The sequence below is a fragment of the Micromonospora sp. CNZ285 genome (assembly GCF_004637285.1).
In genome coordinates this window covers 6,728,738-6,748,356 of the sequence record NZ_SPQD01000001.1, presented here as the reverse complement: position 1 = coordinate 6,748,356, position 19,619 = coordinate 6,728,738, and the positions used below count along the sequence as shown (strand labels likewise).

Genomic DNA, 19,619 nt, shown 5'->3' with positions numbered 1-19,619 from the left:
CCCGTGACGAACACCGCGCCGGGAATGGAGTGGCGGTCCGGCGGGGTATAACCGAGAACGGGATGCCGGTCGGGTGTTCCACTTGCTGAGGGCGGTGGCGATGAGCGAGGACGGCCGGGGACGGGTGTCCGTGCCGATTCCGGCGCTCGCCGATCCCGACCGGTTGCGCTCACTCGACGAGACGCGACTCGACGCCGTACCGGACGAGGCGTTCGACAGGTTCGCGCGGCTGGTCGGCGACCTGCTGGACGTACCCGTCGCGCTCGTCTCCCTGGTGGACGCGGACCGTCAGTTCTTCCCCGGCGCGACCGGGCTGCCGGAGCCGTGGGCGGCCCGCCGGGAGACGCCGCTGACCCACTCGTTCTGCCAGCACGTCGTCGACATCGAGATGCCGCTGGTGCTGCCCGACGCCCGCCTCTACCCGCGCGTACGCCTCAACCTGGCCATCGAGGACCTGGGCGTGGTGGCGTACGCGGGCATGCCGCTGACCGACCTGGAGGGGCGGGTGCTGGGTTCGCTCTGCGCGATCGACAGCAAGCCCCGGGCCTGGACCAAGGAGCAGCTGCGGACGCTCGCCGACCTGGCCGCCGCGTGCTCCTCGGAGTTGCGGCTGCGCATCGCGCTCCGCGGCGCCGAGCAGGCCCGCCGCCGCGCCGAGGAGGCGCACGACCGGCTCGCCATGCTGGCCGGGATGAGCGAGATGCTCGGCGGCACGCTCGACGTGGCCACCGCCGTGGACCGGCTCGGGCACTCGATGGTGCCGCTGCTCGCCGACTGGTGCCTGATCACGCTCGTCGACCCGGCAGGCCGGCCGCGCACCGTCAGCGGCGTGCACCGGGACGCCGAGCGTGCGGCCGACCTGGCCCGCTTCGCCGAGTTGCTGACCACAGGGCTCAGCGCGGAGTCGCAGATCCGGTCGGTGCTGCGTACCGGGCGGCCGGCGGTGCGCGCCGTGGCCGACCTGGACGACGTGGCGCGCGGCACGACGCGCCCGGAGCTGGTGCCGCTCGCCGCGCGGCTCGGCATCGGCTCCCACCTGACCGTGCCGATCACCGCCGCCGGGGACCGGGTGATCGGGGCGGTCACGCTCGTCAACCGCCAGGGGCGGCGCGGTTTCGACCCGAGCGACCTGCGCACCGCGCAGGACATCGGGGTACGCGCCGGACAGGCGGTCGGCAACAGCCGCCTCTACGGCGAGCAGCGCCACGTCGCCGAGGTGCTCCAGCACAGCATGCTGCCGACCCTGCCGGCCGTGCCGGGGATCGAGCTGGCCGCCCGCTACCTGCCGGCCGCCGACCGGGTGGAGGTGGGCGGCGACTGGTACGACGCGTTCGTCCAGCCCGACGGCGAGTTGATCGCCGCGATCGGCGACGTCGCCGGGCACGACATCGAGGCGGCGGCCACCATGGGCCAGTTGCGCAACCTGGTGCGCGGCAACGCGTACGGGCGTAACGACCCGGTGGAGGATCTGGTGGCCCACCTCGACCGGGCCATGGGCGGGCTTCGGGTGCCCACCGTCGCGACCGCCGTGCTGGCCCGGGTGCGCCCGGCCGCCAGCGGGCTGACGGTCTTCTGGTGCAACGCGGGGCATCCGCCGCCGTTGCTGGTGCGGGCCGACGGCACGGTCTCGGTGGCCGACGGCCGCGGGCCGCTTCTCGGGCTGGCCCGGCCGCCCCGGCGTGCCGGCCGGACGCTGACCCTGGCATCGGGCGACACGCTGCTGCTGCACACCGACGGGCTGATCGAGCGCCGGGACCAGCCGATCGACGAGGGACAGGCCGAGTTGCTCGCCCACCTCGACGCCGGCGGGCCGGGCGTACCGCTGGACCTGCTCTGCGACCGGCTGCTCGCCGCCGCGCACCGGCGCGAGGACGACGTCGCCCTGCTCGCGCTGCGGGCCGGCTGACCCGTACTCCTCCGAACGGCCGGAGGCGGGCAGGGGGTGCGGCGACGCGCCCGGTTCGCCGGTCCGCCCGGCTAGGCTGGGGCGGGTGAGCCCGCGTCTTGCGTACCCCCGTGTCAGCCGTCTCCGGACGGCGCTGGCGGCGTCCTGCGCGGCGCTGCTGCTGGGCACCGCCGGCTGCGCCCTCGGCGAGCCCGAGCCGGACCCGGCCGGCGCCCCGCCCAACCTGCCCACACCGTCCGGCAGCGCGAGCCCCGGCGGGGCCGGCCAGCAGGTGGTCGCCACCGTGCTGGCCAAGGGCCTGGAGGTGCCGTGGGGCATCGCGTTCCTGCCCGACGGCGGCGCCCTGGTGACCGAGCGGGACAAGGGGCGGATCCTCCAGGTCGGCCCGGAGTCCGGCCCGGACGGGCTGGCCGTGCGGCCGGTGCAGACCGTGCCGGACGTGGCCGCCGGCGGCGAGGGCGGCCTGCTCGGCATCGCGGTCTCCCCCGCGTACGCCAACGACCGCACGGTCTTCGTCTACTACACGGCCGAGGACGACAACCGGATCGCGAAGATGCAGCTCGGGCAGGCGCCGAAGCCGATCCTGACCGGCATCCCGAAGTCCGGCACGCACAACGGCGGCGGGCTGGGCTTCGGCCCGGACGGCCACCTCTACGCGAGCACCGGCGACGCCGGGCGCACCGAGAACGCCCAGGACGCCAAGAGCTTCGGCGGCAAGATCCTGCGGATCACCCCGGACGGCAAGCCGGCGCCGGGCAACCCCACCGCCGGGTCGCCGGTCTGGTCGACAGGTCACCGCAACGTCCAGGGCTTCGCCTGGACGCCGGACAAGAAGATGTACGCGGTCGAGTTCGGCCAGAACACCTGGGACGAGATCAACCAGATCAACAAGGGCGGCAACTACGGGTGGCCGCGGGTCGAGGGGCGCGGCGACGACAGGCGCTACGTGAACCCGATCACGCAGTGGCCCACCGGTGACGCCTCCTGTTCCGGCCTGGCTGCCGCGGACCGTCTGCTCGTGGCCGCCTGCCTGCGCGGCCAGCGGCTCTGGCTGGTGGAGCTGGCCGGTAACGGCACAGTCCTCGGTCAGCCGCGCGACCTGCTCAACGGCCGGTACGGTCGGCTACGGGCCGTCGCGGCGGCGCCGGACGGCTCGCTGTGGGTGAGCACGTCGAACCGGGACGGGCGGGGTACGCCCACCGCCGAGGACGACCGCCTCCTGCGGCTCGTCTTCGCCGACGGGGGTGCCGGCCGGAGCTGATCCGGCCGGGCGGGTTTGTCAAGATCGCGCAAGGGGCAGGTCAGAATCTCAGCATGGACGGCCACGAGAACGAACAGCACCGCACCGGGGACGAGACGTCTCCGGAGCGCGGGCGCGCCCGCCGCCTGACGGCGTGGCGGCCCGGCCACCGGCTGCGCCGGCTGGGTGTCGTGCTGGCTCTGCTCGCGGTCACGCTCGGCGGCATCGTGATCGGCACGTACGCGGGCGGCCACGTCGGCACCGACATCGGCCCGTTCCGGGCCGAACTGAAGCTCAGCCCGTCGCTGTCCGGCGGCACCACCGTCGACATCCCGCCGCTGGGCGCGCTGCTGCTGGACAGCCACGACGGCCCGGCGTACCTCACCGTCGAGGTGGGCTCGCTGGACCAGGGGCGCACCGAGGCGCTCATCGACGACCCGGCCAGCATCAGCCGGGCCAGCCAGTCCGCCGTCCAGGACGTCCGCGACGGCGTGATGCGGCTCGGGCTGCGTACGCTCGCCTCGGCCGTGCTGGCCACGCTGCTGCTGGCCGCGCTCGTCTTCCGGGACGTCCGGCGCACCGCGTGGGCCGGCGGTCTGGCGCTGGTGGTGACCGCCGGCAGCCTCGGGGTGGCCGCGAGCACGCTGCGCCCGCAGGCGATCGAGGAGCCGCGGTACGAGGGCCTGCTGGTCAACGCGCCGGCGATCGTTGGTGACGCGCGGCGGATCGCCAACGACTACACCAAGTACGCCGAGCAGCTCCAGCGGTTGGTCGGCAACGTCAGCAAGCTCTACACCACAGTCTCGGCGCTGCCGGTGGTGCAGCCGTCGCCCGGCACCACCCGGGTGCTGCACGTGTCGGACATCCACCTCAACCCGACCGGCTGGCAGCTGATCCGTACCGTGGTCGAGCAGTTCGGCATCGACGTGGTGGTCGACACCGGCGACATGACCGACTGGGGCAGCGAGCCGGAGGCCTCGTTCGTCGGCTCGATCGGCCTGCTCAAGAAGCCGTACGTGTTCATCCGCGGCAACCACGACTCGCCGCGCACCGCCGCCGCGGTGGCGCAGCAGCCGAACGCGATCGTGCTGAACAACTCGGTCACGACGGTGGGCGGGCTGACCATCGCCGGCATCGGCGACCCCCGTTTCACCCCGGACAAGGAGACCTCGCCGGCCGGCAGCGGTCTCACCTCGGCCGTCGCCGACCAGGTGATCGGCGCCGGTGAACAGCTCGCCGCCACGATCGGGAAGTCGCCCCGCAAGGTCGACATCGCGCTCATCCACGACCCCGCCTCGGCCGGCCCGCTCTCCGGCACCTGCCCGCTGGTGCTCTCCGGGCACACCCACTCCCGGCAGGTGTCGAAGCTGCCGCAGGTGGAGGGCAAGCAGCCGACCACGCTGATGGTGCAGGGCTCCACCGGCGGGGCCGGGCTGCGCGGCCTGGAGGGCGAGAAGCCGACCCCGCTGACCATGACGGTGCTCTACTTCGACCAGCAGAAGCTGCTCCAGGCGTACGACGACATCACCGTGGGCGGCACCGGACAGTCGCAGGTCAACCTGGAGCGGCACGTCATCCGCGACCCGGCCAAGGGCGACCAGGTCCCGGTCACCCCGACCCCGACCCGCGGCCCGTCGGAGTCGCCGTCACCGGGTACGACCACGCTGAGCCCCACCCCCACGAGCTGACCGCCCCGCTTTACTCGCCGCCTCCCCTCGCGGTCAGTCCGGCGCTCGGCCGCAGCAACATTCGGTCACTCGGCGTCACGAATCCCGTCCGGCCCGGGGATGCCCTGCCGCCGACTTTGCTCTGCACCCATCGGCGCAGCAGGCACCGAGAGTAACCGCCTGGGTGGGTGCAGAGCGGCGCGCGTTCCACTACGCCCCAGTTCAGGGCAGTGATGCGGATATGGCTGCAGAGCAAAGGGGCCGAGGGGTGATCCCCGGTGCCGCCGGAGGCGGTTACTCCCCGCAACCAAGGCAGCCGTAACACTCCGTGATGAAGACCGCCTACCGCGCCACCCGGATCAGCCAGGACGCGGCCCGCCGCCCCGGAGTCGAACCGGGAGAGCCGGGGGAGCCAGGAGAGGCGGCAGCGGCGGTCGCAGGACACACCGGGCGGGCGCCCGAGGGCAGGTGGGGATCCGTCCGAGAAAGCCGGAAGACCGGCGAGCCGAGAGGCTGAGGCCCACACGGAGGCCGGACCTCACCGCGAGGACCCGGGGGCCGCCGCACGGAGGCCGGGCTTCACCGCGAGAGCCCGGGGCCGCCCGGTGTGTCCGGCCGGCCCCGAGGCGGGGTGCGGTCAGCGCGACGGACGCGCGCCTCAGCGCAGCGCGATCGCGGCCAGCGCGGCGTTGACGATGCTGCCGGGCAGCAGGTCGTGCAGCTCGTACAGCTCCCGGACGTTGCCGGACTGGCCGAACTCGTCCACGCCGAGCGGCACCGCCGGGGCGCCGACCGCCGAGCCGAGCCAGGCCATCGCGTGCGAGGCGGCGTCGTGCACGGTGACCACCGGCACCCGGTCGGCGAACGCCGACCGCAGCGCGCCGGGCACGCTCGGCACGGTCGCGGTCCGCACGCCCTGGCGCAGCGTCCGCTGCCAAGCGCGGTAGAGCCGGTCCAGGCTGGTCACGTCGACCACGTGCGCGGCCACGCCCTCCTCCGCCAGCTCCGCGGCGGCCGCCAGGACCTCCGGCAGCACCGCGCCGGAGGCGGCGAGCTGCACGACCGGGGCGTCAGCCAGATCGGGGTACGCCTGGTGCGCGTCGACGAGCCGGTACGCGCCGGCCACCACCTGCCGCCGCAACACCGCGTCCCCGAGTCGCGCCCGGGCCGCCTCGAACGGCGCCTGGTCGATCGGCCGGGTGCTGAGCCGGAAGTAGTACGCCCCGTCCTCGGCCGGCGCCGCTGTGGCGGCCGGTGCGGCGCCGCCGGCGATCTGCCCGAGCGCGTCGCAGAGCAGCCAGTCGAGGCTGCCGGCGTACGCGGGCTCCAGGAACGTCACGCCGGGCAGCTCCAGGCCGACCGAGGCGGTGATGGTGGACTGGTGCGCGCCGCCCTCCGGGGCGAGCGTGATGCCGGACGGGGTGCCTGCCACCACGAACCGGGAACCGGAGTACGTGCCGTAGAGGAACGCGTCGAGACCGCGCAGCACGAACGGGTCGTAGACGGTGCCGACCGGCAGCAGCGGCTGGCCGGACAGGTCCCACGACAGGCCGAGCTGGCCCAGCAGCAGGAACAGGTTCATCTCCGAGATGCCCAGCTCGATGTGCTGCCCGGCGGGGCTCTCGGTCCAGCGCAGCATCCGGTCCTCGGTCCAGGAACGCTGCTCGGTCGGGGCGAACACGCCCGTCTTGTTGATGAACCCGGCCAGGTTGGTCGAGGTGGCCACGTCCGGCGCGGTGGTCACCAGGTAGGGCGCCACCTGCGGATCGCGGGCCAGGTCGACCAGCACCCGGCCGAAGACCTCCTGGGTGGAGACGGGCTTGTTCGCGCGTACCCTCGTGGTCTCCGGAACGGTGACGCCCAGCGCACGCCGGCGCGGCGCGCGGGACAGCGCCTCCCGGCGCTCGCCGGCCCGGATGCCGGCCGGGGACGCCGGGTCGAGGCGGTCCCACTCGGTCTCGGCGGTGAGGCCGTGCGCGGCGCGCAGCGCGTCGACCTGCTCGGTGGTGAGCAGCGCCGAGTGGTTGCGCGGGTTGCCGGCGATCGGCAGACCCCAGCCCTTGACCGTGTACGCGAACACGACGCTGGGCCGGTCGGTGACCGCGTCGCACTGGGCGTACGCGTCGAGCATGGCCTGCGCGTCGTGCCCGCCCAGGTCGGTGACGAGCGGGCCCAGCTCCTCGTCGCCGATGTCGGCGACGAACGCGGCCACCTCGGCCGGCGCACCGTCCAGGAACTGCTTGCGCAGCGCCGGACCGACCAGCCCGAACAGCGACTGGTACTGCTCGTTGGGCATCCGGTCGATCCAGTCGCGCAGCGCCGCGCCACCCGGCCGGGCGTACGCCTCGGCGAGCCTGCGGCCGTACTTGACCTCCACGACGTGCCAGCCGGCCGCCTCGAACTGGCCGCGCCACTGATTGATCCGGATGCCGGGGACGACCCGGTCCAGCGACTGGCGGTTGAAGTCGACGAGCCACATCACGTTGCCGAGTCCGGTGGTGGCCGGGTCGGCGACCGCCTCCCAGATGTTGCCCTCGTCCAGCTCGGCGTCACCGATGATGGCGACGAACCGGGAGTGCGGGCGCGGCCCGAAGTGGGCGTCGACGTAGCGGCGGGTGACGGCGGCGAACAGCGGCGCGGCGGCGCCCAGGCCGACCGAGCCGGTGGAGAAGTCGACCTCGTCCGGGTCCTTGGTGCGCGACGGGTACGACTGGAGTCCGCCGCGTGCCCGCAGCTTCGGCAGGTACGACTTGTCGAGGTTGCCGAGCAGGTACTGGATCGCGTGGAACACCGGCGAGGCGTGCGGCTTCACCGCCACCCGGTCCTCGGCGTCCAGGTGGTGGAACCAGAGCGCGGTCATCGCGGTCACCAGGGAGGCGCTTGACGCCTGGTGGCCGCCGACCTTCACCCCGTCACCGGTGTCGCGGTCGTGGTTGGCCGCGTCGACGATGCGGGTGGCGAGCCAGAGCACCCGGCGCTGGATCTCGTCGAGGACGTCGAGGTCGTGCTGGTTCACGGTGACTCCATCCGGGCGTCGCCGTTGACGCCCTCTGCGGGGTGAGGAGCGGACGAAGGGCCCCTCCCCTGCCGGGAAAGGGCCCACACGACCGGGTCAGGCGCCGAGGCGCGCCAGGATCAGCTCGCGAACGGTCTTCGCGTCCGCCTGGCCGCGGGTGGTCTTCATGACCGCGCCGACCAGCGCGCCGGCCGCCGCGACCTTGCCGCTGCGGATCTTGTCGGCGACGTCCGGGTTGGCGGCGATCGCCTCGTCCACGGCGGCGGTGAGCGCGCCGGTGTCCGAGACGACCTCCAGGTTGCGGTTGGTCATGATCTCGGTCGGCGAACCCTCGCCGGCCACCACGCCCTCCAGCACGGTACGGGCCAGCTTGTCGTTGAGCTTGCCCGCGTCGACGAGGCCCTGCAGCTCGGCGACCTGGGCCGGGGTGGCGCCCACATCGGCCAGCTCCACGCCGGTCTCGTTGGCGCGGCGGGACAGCTCGCCCAGCCACCACTTCCGGGCGGCGGCCGGGGTGGCGCCGGCGGCCACCGTCGCCTCGATCAGCTCGACCGCGCCGGCGTTGACCACCGACTGCATGTCGAGGTCGGACAGGCCCCACTCCTGCTGGATCCGCTTGCGGCGCAGTCGCGGCAGCTCCGGCAGGGCGGCCTTCAGCTCGGCCACCCACGCGGTGTCCGGGGCGAGCGGCACCAGGTCCGGCTCCGGGAAGTACCGGTAGTCGGTGGCGGTCTCCTTGGACCGGCCCGACGTGGTGTCGCCGGTGTCCTCGTGGAAGTGTCGGGTCTCCTGGGTGATCCGGCCGCCGGCCTCCAGCACGGACGCCTGGCGCAGCATCTCCGAGCGCACCGCCCGCTCGACCGAGCGCAGCGAGTTGACGTTCTTGGTCTCGGTGCGGGTGCCCCACTCCTCGCCCGGCCGGTTCAGCGACGTGTTGACGTCGCAGCGCAGCGAGCCCTCCTCCATCCGCACGTCGGAGACACCGAGCGAGCGGATCACGTCGCGCAGTTCGGTGACGTACGCGCGGGCGACCTCGGGCGCGAGCGCACCGGTGCCGGGGATGGGCTTGGTGACGATCTCGACGAGCGGGATGCCGGCCCGGTTGTAGTCGACGAGCGACTCGGTGGCGCCGTGGATGCGACCGGTGGCGCCGCCGACGTGCAGCGTCTTGCCGGTGTCCTCCTCCAGGTGCACCCGTTCGATGCCGATGCGCACCAGCTCGCCGTTTACCTCGACGTCCAGGTAGCCGTCGAAGCACAGCGGCTCGTCGTACTGGCTGATCTGGAAGTTCTTCGGCATGTCCGGATAGAAGTAGTTCTTCCGGGCGAACCGGCACCACTCGGCGATCGAGCAGTTCAGCGCCAGCCCGATCCGGATGGTCGCCTCGATCGCGGCCTTGTTCGCCACCGGCAGCGAGCCGGGCAGGCCGAGGCAGACCGGGCAGACCCGGGTGTTCGGCTCGCCGCCGAAGTCGGTCGGGCAGCCGCACCACATCTTGGTGTTCGTGCCCAGCTCGACGTGGGTCTCCAGGCCGATCACCGGTTCGAAGCGCGCGACGACCTCGTCGTACGCGGGCAGTGTCGTCGTCATCTGAGCTCCAGGCGCGATCCGGACAGAACCGTTCCAGCCTAATCGGCTGGCCCGGCCACCCCGCTGCCGGGCTTCGAGATCAACACGGGCGCTGCCACGGTGACCGGGCCCGGCCGGGTGTCACTCGGGTGTGGTGAAGGTCCGCCGCCGGTTGTACGCCAGCACGAGCAGGATGCCGCCGACGGAGAAGGCCACGACGCTCAGCAGCAGCAGGACGAGCGGCGAACCCGGTCCGGTGATCGGCAGCCACGCGCCGCTCACCTTCGACGGCGAGGGCGTCGGCTGGGGCGTCGCGGCGCTGCTCTCCGACGGCGTGGCGGCCGGGTCGCTCGGCGTCGGCGTCGCAGTCGGGTCGGCCGGATCGGGCGTCGAGCCGGTCGGGGGCGCCGTGGGGGTGGCCGGGGTCCGGGCGGCGACGGTCAGCGACACCTGCTTCGTGGCGCTGGTGCTGTACCCCTTCGCCGCGACGGTGAAGGCGAACGTGCCGGCGCTGCCCGGGGTGCCGCTGAGCTTGCCCTCCTCGTCGAGGGTGAGGCCGTCCGGCAGGGCCCCGGCGGCCAGGGCGAACGCGATGTCCGAGTCGCCGTCGGCGGTGAACCGGAAGGAGTACGGCTTACCGACGGTGGCGGCGGGCGGTTCGCCGGAGGTGAACGCGGTCGCCGCCTCGGCGACGACGACTGTGGCGTTCTGCTCGTCGAAGCGGTCGTTCTTGTCGGTCATCCGCAACGTGAACGTGTACGTGCCGGGGGTGGTCGGCGCACCGCCGAGCGACGTCCCCACCACGAGCATCCCCGGTGGCAGGCTGCCGGATGTCACCGACAACCGGTACGGCTCGGTGCCGCCTGTGGCCTCGACGGTGTGGATCGCGTACACCCGGCCGAGGTACATGGGCGACCGGGGCTTGCCCGACGTGATGACGACAGTCGGCTCGCGTACCTCGATGGTCGCCGTCTGCTCGTCGAAGAGATCGTTCTGGTCGGTCATCCGCAACGTGAACGTGTACGTGCCGGGCGTCGTCGGTGCGCCACCGAGCGACGTCCCCACCACCAGCATCCCCGGCGGCAGACCGCCCGAGGTCACCGACAACCGGTACGGCGCCGTCCCACCCATGGCCTCGACCGTGTGGATCGCGTAGACCTGCCCGATGACCATGACCGACCGGGGCTTGCCCGAGGTGATGGTGACGGCCTCGGTGGCGGCGGTGGCCGGTTGCGCGGCGGCCGGTTGACCGGCGCCCAGCAGCAGCGCGACGGCCATCGTCAGGGCCATGACCGGGCGAAGTGTCCCCATCGCACATCCAGCTCTCGGTCGGAACCGCTCGCGTCCGCCAGCGGGCCACAGTCCAGTCGATCCAGCAGACTCGGAGTTTATTCGACCAGTGCCAGTGACCCCGGGCAATCCACTGATCGGTGATCACCGTGTCGCCGCGACGACAGCCGCGCCCGGCGCGGTCGTGATGACCGCACCGGGCGCGGGACGTCTATCCGGTACGGAGGCGGGCGGCCCGCCTCCGTACCGCTTGGTTCAGAGCGCCGGCGGGGTGAGCGTGCCGACGGCGTTCTCCAGCGCGGCGGCGACCCGGTACATCCGGTCGTCGGCCATGGTCGGCGCCATGATCTGGAAGCCGACCGGGAGCCCGTCGGACAGCCCGCACGGCACCGAGATGGCCGGGCCGCCGTACAGGTTCGTCGGGATGGTGAACAGGTCGGCCAGGTACATCTGGTACGGGTCGGCGGTGCGCGACCCGATCGGGAACGCCACGAACGGCGTGGTCGGCGAGATCAGCGCGTCGACCTGCTCGAACGCGCTGGTGAAGTCCCGCGTGATGAGCGTGCGGACCTTCTGCGCCTGACCGTAGTAGGCGTCGTAGTAGCCCGAGGAGAGGGCGTACGTGCCGAGCATGATGCGGCGCTTGACCTCGGGGCCGAAGCCGGCCTCGCGGGTCAGCGACATGACCTCCTCCAGCGACCGGTTGCCGTCGTCGCCGACCCGCAGGCCGAACCGGACGCCGTCGAACCGGGCCAGGTTGGAGGAGCACTCGCTGGGCGCGATCAGGTAGTACGCCGGCAGCGCGTACTTGAAGTGCGGGCAGGAGACCTCGACGATCTCGGCGCCCAGCTTCGCCAGCGCCTCGGCGGCGTCACGGAACGCGGCCATCACGCCCGGCTCCGCACCCTCGCCGGTGAACTCGGTGACCACGCCGAGCTTCACGCCGGTCAGGTCACCGGTGGCGCCGAGCCGCGCCGCGGCCACCACGTCCGGCACCGGGGCCGGGATCGAGGTGGAGTCGCGCGGGTCGTGACCGCCGATCACCTGGTGCAGCAACGCGGCGTCGAGCACGGTACGCGCGCACGGGCCGGGCGTGTCCAGCGACGAGGAGAACGCGACCAGGCCGTAGCGGGACGTACCGCCGTAGGTGGGCTTCGCGCCGACGGTGCCGGTGACCGCGCCGGGCTGGCGGATCGACCCGCCGGTGTCCGAGCCGATCGACAGCGGCGCCTCGTACGCGGCCAGCGCCGCCGCGCTGCCACCGCCGGAGCCGCCCGGGATCCGGTCGGTGTCCCACGGGTTACGGGTCGGCCCGTACGCGGAGTATTCGGTGGAGGAGCCCATCGCGAACTCGTCCATGTTCGTCTTGCCGAGCATCACCGTGCCGGCGTCGCGCAGCCGCTCGACGATCGTCGAGTCGTACGGCGGGCGCCAGCCCTCCAGGATCTTCGACCCGACCGTGGTCGGCACGCCCTTGGTGGTGAGCACGTCCTTCACCGCGACCGGCACACCGGCGAGCGGGCCCAGTTCCTCACCGGCGGCGCGGCGCTCGTCCACGGCACGCGCGGCGGCCAGCGCCCCCTCGGTGTCGACGTGCAGGAACGCGTGCACCCGGTCGTCGACGGCGCCGATGCGGTCCAGGTGGGCCTGGGTGACCTCGACCGCGGAAGTCTCGCCGCTCGCCACCAGCCCGGCGATCTCGACAGCGGTCATCTTCGTCAGGTCGGTCATGCCGGCACTCCGCTTCGCTCCATGCCGTCACGACCGACAACCACGCTGAGCCTGATGATTCGCTCGCTGGGCTCGCTCATGAGGCCACATCCTCGTCCAGGATCCGCGGGACGCGGAACCGCTGCTCCTCGGCGTCGGGGGCGCCCGACAGCGCCTCCTGCGGGGTCAGACCCGGCCGCACCACGTCCTCGCGGAGCACGTTCGTCAGCGGCACGGAGTGGGACGTCGGCGGGATGTCCGCCGCGGCGACCTCGCCGACCTGCGCGACCGACTGGAGGATCACATCCAGCTGGCCGGCGAAGGTGTCCAGTTCCTCATCCGTGACGGCGAGCCGCGACAGTCGCGCGAGGTGCGCGACCTCCTCGCGGGAGATGGCGGCCATCAGTGCCCCCTTCGTGGCTGTCCTGAGACGTCTGCGGTGGGCCGGCCGCGCGTACGGGCGTGCTCGATGACGCGCGGTGACCGGAGCGAGTCTATTGTCCCGCCGTCACGACGACGCCTTCGACTCCCCCTCCGGCGCCGGACCGCCGCGGCTCACCGCCTCCGCCGGTCGCACCGGACGGTAGCGGGACAGCCAGGCCACCAGGTCCTCGGCCGGCATCGGCCGGGCGTGGAACCAGCCCTGCGCCACGTCGCACCCGGCGGCGTGCAGCAGCCGCCAGGTGCGCTCGTCCTCCACGCCCTCGGCCACCACCCGCAGCCCGAGCGCGCCGGCCAGCTCGATCATCGAGCGGACGATCGCCGCGTCGTCCGGATCCTCGGCCATCCCGAGGACGAACGACCTGTCCACCTTCACCTCGGACAGCGGGAGCCGGCGCAGGTGCTGCAGCGACGAGTAGCCGGTGCCGAAGTCGTCGAGCGCGATGCCGACGCCGATGCGGTGCAGTTGGGTGATGCTGGCGAGCACCCGGCGCGGGTCGGCCATCAGCGCGCCCTCGGTGATCTCCACCTGGAGGCGCTCGGGCGGCACGCCGTACCGGGTCAGCCGGTCGGCGATCTGGTCGGCGATCTCGCCGGTGTGCAGGTCCCGGACGCTGACGTTGAGCGCGGCCCGCAGCGTGAGCCCGGCCGCCGACCACTTGGCGAGCTGCTCCACCACGTCGTCCACCACGCGGCGGGTGAGCAGCCGCATCACCGCGCTCTGCTCGGCGACCTGGATCAGCTCGCCCGGGTCGACCATGCCCCGGCGCGGGTGCCGCCAGCGCAGCAGCGCCTCGACGCCCACCACCTCGCCGGTGGCGATGGCGATCTGCGGCTGGTAGTACATGGTGATCTCGCCCGGGTGCCCGGACTGCTCGTCCGCCTCGGCCGCGGTGCTCCCGTCGGCGGTCGGCCCGATGACGCCCGGCGCGCCGGTGCTCACGGCGGCCTCCGCGTCCTGGGTGACGTCGGCCTCGGCGGTGTCGGTCTCGGGCGCGAACTCCGCGTCGCCGACCACGAGCGGACCCGCTACCGGTCCGGCGCCGGCCGGGGCGGCCCGGCGGCGGATCGGGTCGGCGCCGGTGAGGATCTGCTCGATCAGGTCGTCGTCGTGCCGCTCCTCCGCGCGGTGGCTGCGGCGCCGCAGCCACCGGTTCGGTCCGTCGCCGGACCGTCCCCGGCCGCCGTCGCGCGCCGGGCGCTGGTTGCGGGCCGGGCGGTCGGCCCGCACCGGCAGCGCCGGGGTCAGGGCCGCGCCGTCACCCCCGCGTACGCCCACCGTCTCCCCGCCCTGCGCGGACGGGCCGGACTCCAGCACCCGGCGCAGGTCGGCCAGCAGACTGAGGCGCTCGGCGGAGTTGTGGTCGGACTCCGGCGCGTAGACCGCCACCGTGTCGTTGCGGTGCTTCGCGTCGTACATGGCCACGTCGGCGTGACGCATCAGGGTGGCGAAGTCCTCGCCGTGGTCGGGGTAGAGCGCGATGCCGATGGCGCCGCCCACGTCCAGCGGCAGCCCGTCCAGCGGCACCGGTTCGGCGAGCGCGGCGACCACCCGGTCGGCCCGCTCGCGGGCCTGGTCGATGTCGGCGAGCCGGGGTACGACGATGGCGAACTCGTCGCCGCCGAGCCGCGCCACCATGTCACCGGCGCCCACAGCGCCCATCAGCCGGGCGCTCACCTCGACCAGCAGGCGGTCCCCCACCGCGTGCCCGAGCGCGTCGTTGACGTGCTTGAACCGGTCGAGGTCGAGCAGCAGCAGCGCCAGGTGCGCGTCCGGCGCGCCCCGGGCGGCCCGCTCGCCGTGCAGGTGCACCTGCTCGGCCACCTCGGTGAGCAGCGCCTTGCGGTTGGGCAGTCCGGTGAGCGGGTCCACGTCGGCGAGCTGTTCGCGTTCCTCGGAGAGCCGGGCCATCCGGTAGACGGCGAACAGCGGCACCAGGACCAGCGGGATCAGCGCCGCGCTGGCCCGGGCGGCGGCCACCAGCACCGGCGCGAGCAGCAGCAGCGAACCGGTGGACAGCAGCTCGTACGCCAGGCCGCTGCGGACGCTCGGCCACCACCTGTCGCCGAACCGCAGCCGGACCGCGGAGCTGACCAGCCCGTAGTTGACCACGAACCAGGCGAGCGTCGCGCCGCCCACCGCCGCCACGTCGGTCCAGTGCAGCCGGCCGCCGCCGAACAGCTCGCCCGGACCGAGCCGGGTGACCGCGTACGCGGCGGCGAGCGCGCACGCGTACTGCGCGGCGTTGAAGCCGGTGCGCCAGGGCGCGTACCCGAGTCGCCAGCCGCTGACCGCCACGGCGACGGCCTGCACCGCGACGGCCGGGCCGAAGCCCCAGCCGAGCAGGATCGCGAAGGTGAAGCAGGTCGACGGGAAAACCGCGGACGTCTGCCGCCGGCCGGGCGGGACGAACGGGCGGGCGTCGCAGGCGACGGCGAGCACCGCCATGGTCCAGAACGCGGCCGGCAGCTCGGTCAGCCGGTCGGCGAGCGCGACGAGCGGCCCGGCCGAGACCAGCAGGGCGACCGCGCCGATCGCGGCGACGAAGCCGAAGAACGGCCCGCTCCGCCCGGGCGGGACGGAGTTACGCGGGTCGCCGGTCTCCATCGCACCTCCCGGGGAACGTCCTGGCGCGCGCCGTCACGCGTCGTACGCCAATGAAACGCCCTCCGAGGCGATTTCCCCGACACGACAGTCACGAATCGGTCGGAGTCGTAATTAACTTGGTATCCGCCGGACGATCGCCGTGACCAGCCTGTCAGTCCTCCACCCGGGCCACCTCGCGGGCCGCCTCCGGGCCGGAGTCCAGCAGCACGCGGAATCCGTCCTCGTCGAGGATCGGCAGTTTCAGGGTGGCGGCCTTGTCGGCCTTGGATCCGGGATTGTCGCCGACCACCACGAAGCCCGTCTTCTTGGAGACCGAGCCGGTCACCTTTCCGCCCCGGACCTGGATCGCCTCGGCCGCCTGGTCGCGGCTGAACCCGCCGAGCGTGCCGGTGACCACCACCGTGATCCCGTCGAGCGGTCGCGGCCCCTCGTCGGCGGCCTCCTCGGCCATCCGTACGCCCGCCTCGGCCCACTTGCGCACCACGTCGCGGTGCCAGTCGACGGCGAACCACTCCTTCACGCTCGCCGCGATGGTCGGGCCGACGCCGTCCACCGAGGACAGCTCCTCCTCACCGGCGGCCTCGATCGCGGCTACCGAGCGGAAGTGCCGGGCGAGCGCCTGGCCGGCGGTCGGGCCGACGTGCCGGATGGACAGCGCCACCAGCACGCGCCACAGGTCGCGTTCCTTGGCCTCGGCGAGGTTGTCGAGCAGCTTGGTGGCGTTGCTGCCCAGGCTGCCGTCCTTGTTGACGAAGAACGGCGACCGGGTCAACTGCTCGGCGTCGAGCTGGAACAGGTCGCCCTCGTTGGTGATGATCTGGGCGTCCAGCAGCGCCGCCGCGCCCTTCTCGCCGAGCACCTCGATGTCGAGCACCTTGCGGCTGGCCAGGTAGAAGACCCGCTCGCGGATCTGACCGGGGCAGGCGCGCCCGTTGGGGCAGCGGATGTCGACGTCGCTCTCCTTGGCCGGCGCGAGCGGTGTGCCGCAGGCCGGGCAGGTGGTAGGCATGACGAACGGGCGAGCGTCGGCCGGGCGCAGCTCGACCACCGGGCCGAGCACCTCGGGGATCACGTCGCCGGCCTTTCGCAGCACCACCGTGTCGCCGATGAGCACACCCTTGCGCTCGACCTCGCGGGCGTTGTGCAGGGTGGCGTAGGCGACGGTGGAGCCGGCCACCCGCACCGGCTGGAGCACGGCGCGCGGGGTGACCCGGCCGGTGCGCCCGACCTCCACCTCGATGTCGAGCAGCTTGGTGTTGACCTCCTCCGGCGGGTATTTGAAGGCGATCGCCCAGCGGGGCGCGCGGCTGGTCGAGCCGAGGCGGCCCTGGATCGAGACCGGGTCGACCTTGACCACCACGCCGTCGATCTCGTGCTCGACGTCGTGCCGGTGCTTGCCGTAGTAGGCGATGTATTCCGCGACCCCGGCCAGGTCGTCCACCACCCGCCACCTGTCGCTGGTGGGCAGCCCCCACGCCTTGAGCGCGGCGTACGACTCGGACTGCGCGGCCGGCCGGAACCCGGTGCGCGCGCCGATGCCGTGCACCACCAGGCGCAGCGGGCGGGAGGCGGTCACCCGGGGGTCCTTCTGCCGCAGGCTGCCGGCGGCGGCGTTGCGCGGGTTGGCGAACGGCGCCTTGCCCTGCTCGACCAGGCTCGCGTTCAGGTCGGCGAACGCGGCCACCGGGAAGTAGATCTCGCCGCGCACCTCCAGGAGATCGGGCACGTCGGGGAAGTCGTCGGCCGGGGTCAGCCGGGCCGGCACGCCCTTGATGCTGCGCACGTTGGCGGTGACGTCCTCGCCGGTGCGGCCGTCGCCCCGGGTGGCGGCGCGCACCAGCCGGCCCTTCTCGTAGGTCAGGTTGATGGCGAGCCCGTCGACCTTCAGCTCGCACAGGTAGGGCACCGGGCCGCCCGCGTCGCGCTCGACCCGCTCGGACCAGGCGGCCAGCTCCTCGTCGGCGAAGGCGTTGTCGAGCGAGAGCATCCGCTCGGCGTGCGCGACCGGTGTGAAGTCGGTGGAGAAGGTGCCGCCGACCCGCTGGGTGGGCGAGTCGGGGGTGCGCAGCGCCGGGTATTCGGCCTCCAGCGCCTCCAACTCCCGCAGCTGCTTGTCGAACTCGGCGTCGGTGACGGTCGGCGCGTCGAGGACGTAGTAGCGGTACTGGTGTTCGGTCAGCTCCTGGCTGAGCGTGGCGTGGCGCTCCCGGGCCGCCGGGGTCGGCTCGGCACCCGCCGCCGCGTCCTGGGCCGCGTCGACCGCTGGGGGAACCGCTTCTTCGGACACGCCGCCGCCTTCGGACACCGCTGTCGACCTCCCGTGTTGGTGCTACCCGAGAACCGTAGCGGTCGGCTGTGACAGTCGTCCGGTCACCCGCGCCGAGCAGGGCGAACCGGTGCCCGCCGCGCCACCCGGGCGGGTGCGCCCCGGCCGTGCGACGATCGCGTCGGCGGTAGTGGTCGACAACGGTCGGGAGGCGGGCGGCGGATGCGCGACGGGGTGGTCTGGGCGCTGGTGATCGTGGCCTGCGTCGCGGCCGGCTGGCTGTGGAACGAGTGGCGCCGCCGCGCGGCCGACCGCGCCGGGACGCGCGACCGGGCCGGCGGGAAGCGCGACCGGGCCGACGGGCGGCGGCCGGGCACCGGGCGTGGCAGCCGCACCGGCGGACCGGACAGCGAACGGTCCGGCGGTGGACGCCGCGGTGACCGGGCCGGCACCGGGCCGCGGGGTGACCGCACCGCGACGCCGCCGAGGCCGCGGGGCGCCGGGCGGGCGGACCGGGACGAGCCCCGGCCCGGGGAGATCTGGTGGGCCGACGTGCCCTACGCCGACGGGACCGGTTCGAAGGTGCGTCCCTGCCTGGTGCTGCGCGTCGACGGCCGGGACGCCGAGGTACTGAAGATCACCAGCCAGGACAAGTCGGACCGGGACGACCACCTGCCGATCCCGACCCGGGACTGGGATCCGGGCGCCGACCACGACAGCTACCTGGACGTGAGCGAGCCGATCCCGGTGCCGCTGAGCGCGATCGCCGACCGGGCCGGCACCTGCGACCCGGACCTGTGGCGCGGTGTCCGGCGGCTGAGCCACCTCACCGGCTGAGCGCGGGCGGCGTCACCCCTCGCCGCGAGAGCCGGCGGCGGACGCCTGCCCGTCGAACGCGGCGGCGAGCGCGGTGAGCTGGCCCGCGTACTCGATCCGGCCGGCCCATCCGGCGGGCCAGGCGGCCGTGCCGTACGCGGCGCCGACGAACGCGCCGGCCAGCGCGGCGATGGAGTCCGAGTCACCGGCCGTGGTGGCGCCCCGGGCCAGCGCGCCGACCGGGTCGTCGCGGTGGCGCAGCGCGCAGAGCAGCGCGGTGGCGAGCGCCTCCTCGGCGATCCACCCCTCGCCGGTGAACCGGCACGGGTCGCCGCCGTCGTCCGGGCGGGCCAGCGCCGCCTCCAGCCGGCCGAGCACGCGCAGGCAGTCGTCCCAGCCCCGGGCGACGAACTCGGCCGCGCTGCTCTCGCCGGGCCGCTGCCACAGGTCACCGAGCCAGTCGTCCCGGTAGACGGTGCGCTGCTCCCGGGCCCGCTCGGTGAGCAGGCCGGGCAGCTCCGGCAGCGCCGCGCCGTCGCGCAGCAGCCGGACCGCGTACGCGGTCAGCTCACTCGCGGCCAGCCCGGTCGGGTGGCCGTGGGTCAGGCCGGCCTGGAGCTGGGCCAGCCCGGCCATCGTGTCCAGGTCGACGTCGAGGAGTCCGACCGGGGTGACCCGCATGTTCGCGCCGCAGCCCTTGGAACCGGCGACTGTGGCCTCCTGCCAGCGGGCGCCCCGGGCCAGCTCGGCGCAGGCCCGCAGGCAGGTCATGCCCGGGGCGCGGTTGTTCTCCGGGCTGACCGACCAGTCGACGAAGCGCTGCCGCAGCAGCGGCTCCACCACCTCGGCCGTGTACGCGGGCGCGTCGTGCAGCGCCCACGCCACGGCCAGCGCCATCTGGGTGTCGTCGGTGACCAGGGCCGGGTCACCGGTCAGCTCGCGCGGACCGGCCGGACCGTAGCGCCGGACGATCTCGGTGACGGTGAGGAACTCGGTCGGCTTGCCCAGGGCGTCGCCGTAGGCCAGGCCGAACAGCGAACCGGCGGCGCGGCCGGTGGCGGTGGAGGCGGTCACGGTGGCGATCATGCCC

At 73.7% G+C, this 19,619-nt stretch carries 12 protein-coding genes; 4 read left to right on the top strand and 8 right to left on the bottom strand.

The features are described 5' to 3' along the window. Positions 1–100 precede the first annotated feature (100 nt). The 3 genes from CLT75_RS31280 (at position 101) to CLT75_RS31270 (ending at position 4,834) form a co-directional block, all read left to right on the top strand. A complete protein-coding gene (locus CLT75_RS31280) occupies positions 101–1,906 on the top strand; it encodes a SpoIIE family protein phosphatase (protein ID WP_135243678.1) in 1,806 nt (601 codons plus the stop codon). A gap of 85 nt (positions 1,907–1,991) precedes the next feature. Continuing rightward, on the top strand, positions 1,992–3,167 hold the full coding sequence (locus tag CLT75_RS31275; protein ID WP_135243677.1) for a PQQ-dependent sugar dehydrogenase: 1,176 nt from the start codon (positions 1,992–1,994) through the stop codon (positions 3,165–3,167). 53 nt (positions 3,168–3,220) lie between these two features. Continuing rightward, positions 3,221–4,834: a metallophosphoesterase family protein gene (locus CLT75_RS31270; RefSeq protein WP_135243676.1), complete on the top strand. Its 1,614-nt coding sequence runs from the start codon at positions 3,221–3,223 to the stop codon at positions 4,832–4,834. Between the two features lie 637 nt (positions 4,835–5,471). Here the strand turns inward: CLT75_RS31270 and CLT75_RS31265 are convergent. From CLT75_RS31265 to ligA, 7 genes are all read right to left on the bottom strand, one after another. Continuing rightward, complete coding sequence (locus CLT75_RS31265) at positions 5,472–7,829, bottom strand: transketolase-like TK C-terminal-containing protein (protein WP_135243675.1); 2,358 nt, start codon at positions 7,827–7,829, stop codon at positions 5,472–5,474. Positions 7,830–7,925: 96 nt separating this feature from the next. After that, complete coding sequence (gene gatB, locus CLT75_RS31260) at positions 7,926–9,419, bottom strand: Asp-tRNA(Asn)/Glu-tRNA(Gln) amidotransferase subunit GatB (RefSeq protein WP_018786240.1); 1,494 nt, start codon at positions 9,417–9,419, stop codon at positions 7,926–7,928. A 120-nt stretch (positions 9,420–9,539) separates the two neighbouring features. Next, the gene (locus tag CLT75_RS31255) at positions 9,540–10,688 is read right to left on the bottom strand and encodes a putative Ig domain-containing protein (RefSeq protein ID WP_486485316.1); all 1,149 of its coding nucleotides are present in this window, start codon (positions 10,686–10,688) and stop codon (positions 9,540–9,542) included. 255 nt (positions 10,689–10,943) lie between these two features. After that, positions 10,944–12,419, bottom strand: coding sequence for an Asp-tRNA(Asn)/Glu-tRNA(Gln) amidotransferase subunit GatA (gatA, locus tag CLT75_RS31250; protein WP_135243673.1), 1,476 nt, complete (start codon positions 12,417–12,419; stop codon positions 10,944–10,946). 76 nt (positions 12,420–12,495) lie between these two features. After that, on the bottom strand, positions 12,496–12,801 hold the full coding sequence (gene gatC / locus CLT75_RS31245) for an Asp-tRNA(Asn)/Glu-tRNA(Gln) amidotransferase subunit GatC (RefSeq protein ID WP_135243672.1): 306 nt from the start codon (positions 12,799–12,801) through the stop codon (positions 12,496–12,498). Positions 12,802–12,906: 105 nt separating this feature from the next. Beyond that, positions 12,907–15,447 (bottom strand): GGDEF domain-containing phosphodiesterase, encoded by a 2,541-nt coding sequence (locus CLT75_RS31240; RefSeq protein ID WP_135243671.1) that lies wholly within the window; start codon positions 15,445–15,447, stop codon positions 12,907–12,909. Between the two features lie 151 nt (positions 15,448–15,598). Then, complete coding sequence (gene ligA, locus CLT75_RS31235; protein WP_135243670.1) at positions 15,599–17,752, bottom strand: NAD-dependent DNA ligase LigA; 2,154 nt, start codon at positions 17,750–17,752, stop codon at positions 15,599–15,601. A gap of 183 nt (positions 17,753–17,935) precedes the next feature. On the opposite strand from ligA, the gene CLT75_RS31230 reads away from it, so the two are divergent. Further along, the gene (locus CLT75_RS31230) at positions 17,936–18,550 is read left to right on the top strand and encodes a type II toxin-antitoxin system PemK/MazF family toxin (protein WP_135243669.1); all 615 of its coding nucleotides are present in this window, start codon (positions 17,936–17,938) and stop codon (positions 18,548–18,550) included. Positions 18,551–18,562: 12 nt separating this feature from the next. Here CLT75_RS31230 and CLT75_RS31225 read toward each other — a convergent pair whose 3' ends face one another. Beyond that, positions 18,563–19,615, bottom strand: a complete 1,053-nt coding sequence (locus CLT75_RS31225; protein WP_135243668.1) for an ADP-ribosylglycohydrolase family protein — start codon at positions 19,613–19,615, stop codon at positions 18,563–18,565. Positions 19,616–19,619 lie beyond the last annotated feature (4 nt).

Excerpts from the sequence above, each read along its gene's own strand:
- CLT75_RS31270 (WP_135243676.1), top strand. The coding sequence starts at position 3,221 with ATGGACGGCCACGAGAACGAACAGCACCGCACCGGGGACGAGACGTCT.
- CLT75_RS31230 (WP_135243669.1), top strand. The coding sequence starts at position 17,936 with ATGCGCGACGGGGTGGTCTGGGCGCTGGTGATCGTGGCCTGCGTCGCG.
- gatB (WP_018786240.1), bottom strand. The coding sequence starts at position 9,419 with ATGACGACGACACTGCCCGCGTACGACGAGGTCGTCGCGCGCTTCGAA.
- CLT75_RS31240 (WP_135243671.1), bottom strand. The coding sequence starts at position 15,447 with ATGGAGACCGGCGACCCGCGTAACTCCGTCCCGCCCGGGCGGAGCGGG.
- CLT75_RS31255 (WP_486485316.1), bottom strand. The coding sequence starts at position 10,688 with ATGGCCCTGACGATGGCCGTCGCGCTGCTGCTGGGCGCCGGTCAACCG.
- CLT75_RS31225 (WP_135243668.1), bottom strand. The coding sequence starts at position 19,615 with ATGATCGCCACCGTGACCGCCTCCACCGCCACCGGCCGCGCCGCCGGT.
- gatA (WP_135243673.1), bottom strand. The coding sequence starts at position 12,419 with ATGACCGACCTGACGAAGATGACCGCTGTCGAGATCGCCGGGCTGGTG.
- gatC (WP_135243672.1), bottom strand. The coding sequence starts at position 12,801 with ATGGCCGCCATCTCCCGCGAGGAGGTCGCGCACCTCGCGCGACTGTCG.
- CLT75_RS31280 (WP_135243678.1), top strand. The coding sequence starts at position 101 with ATGAGCGAGGACGGCCGGGGACGGGTGTCCGTGCCGATTCCGGCGCTC.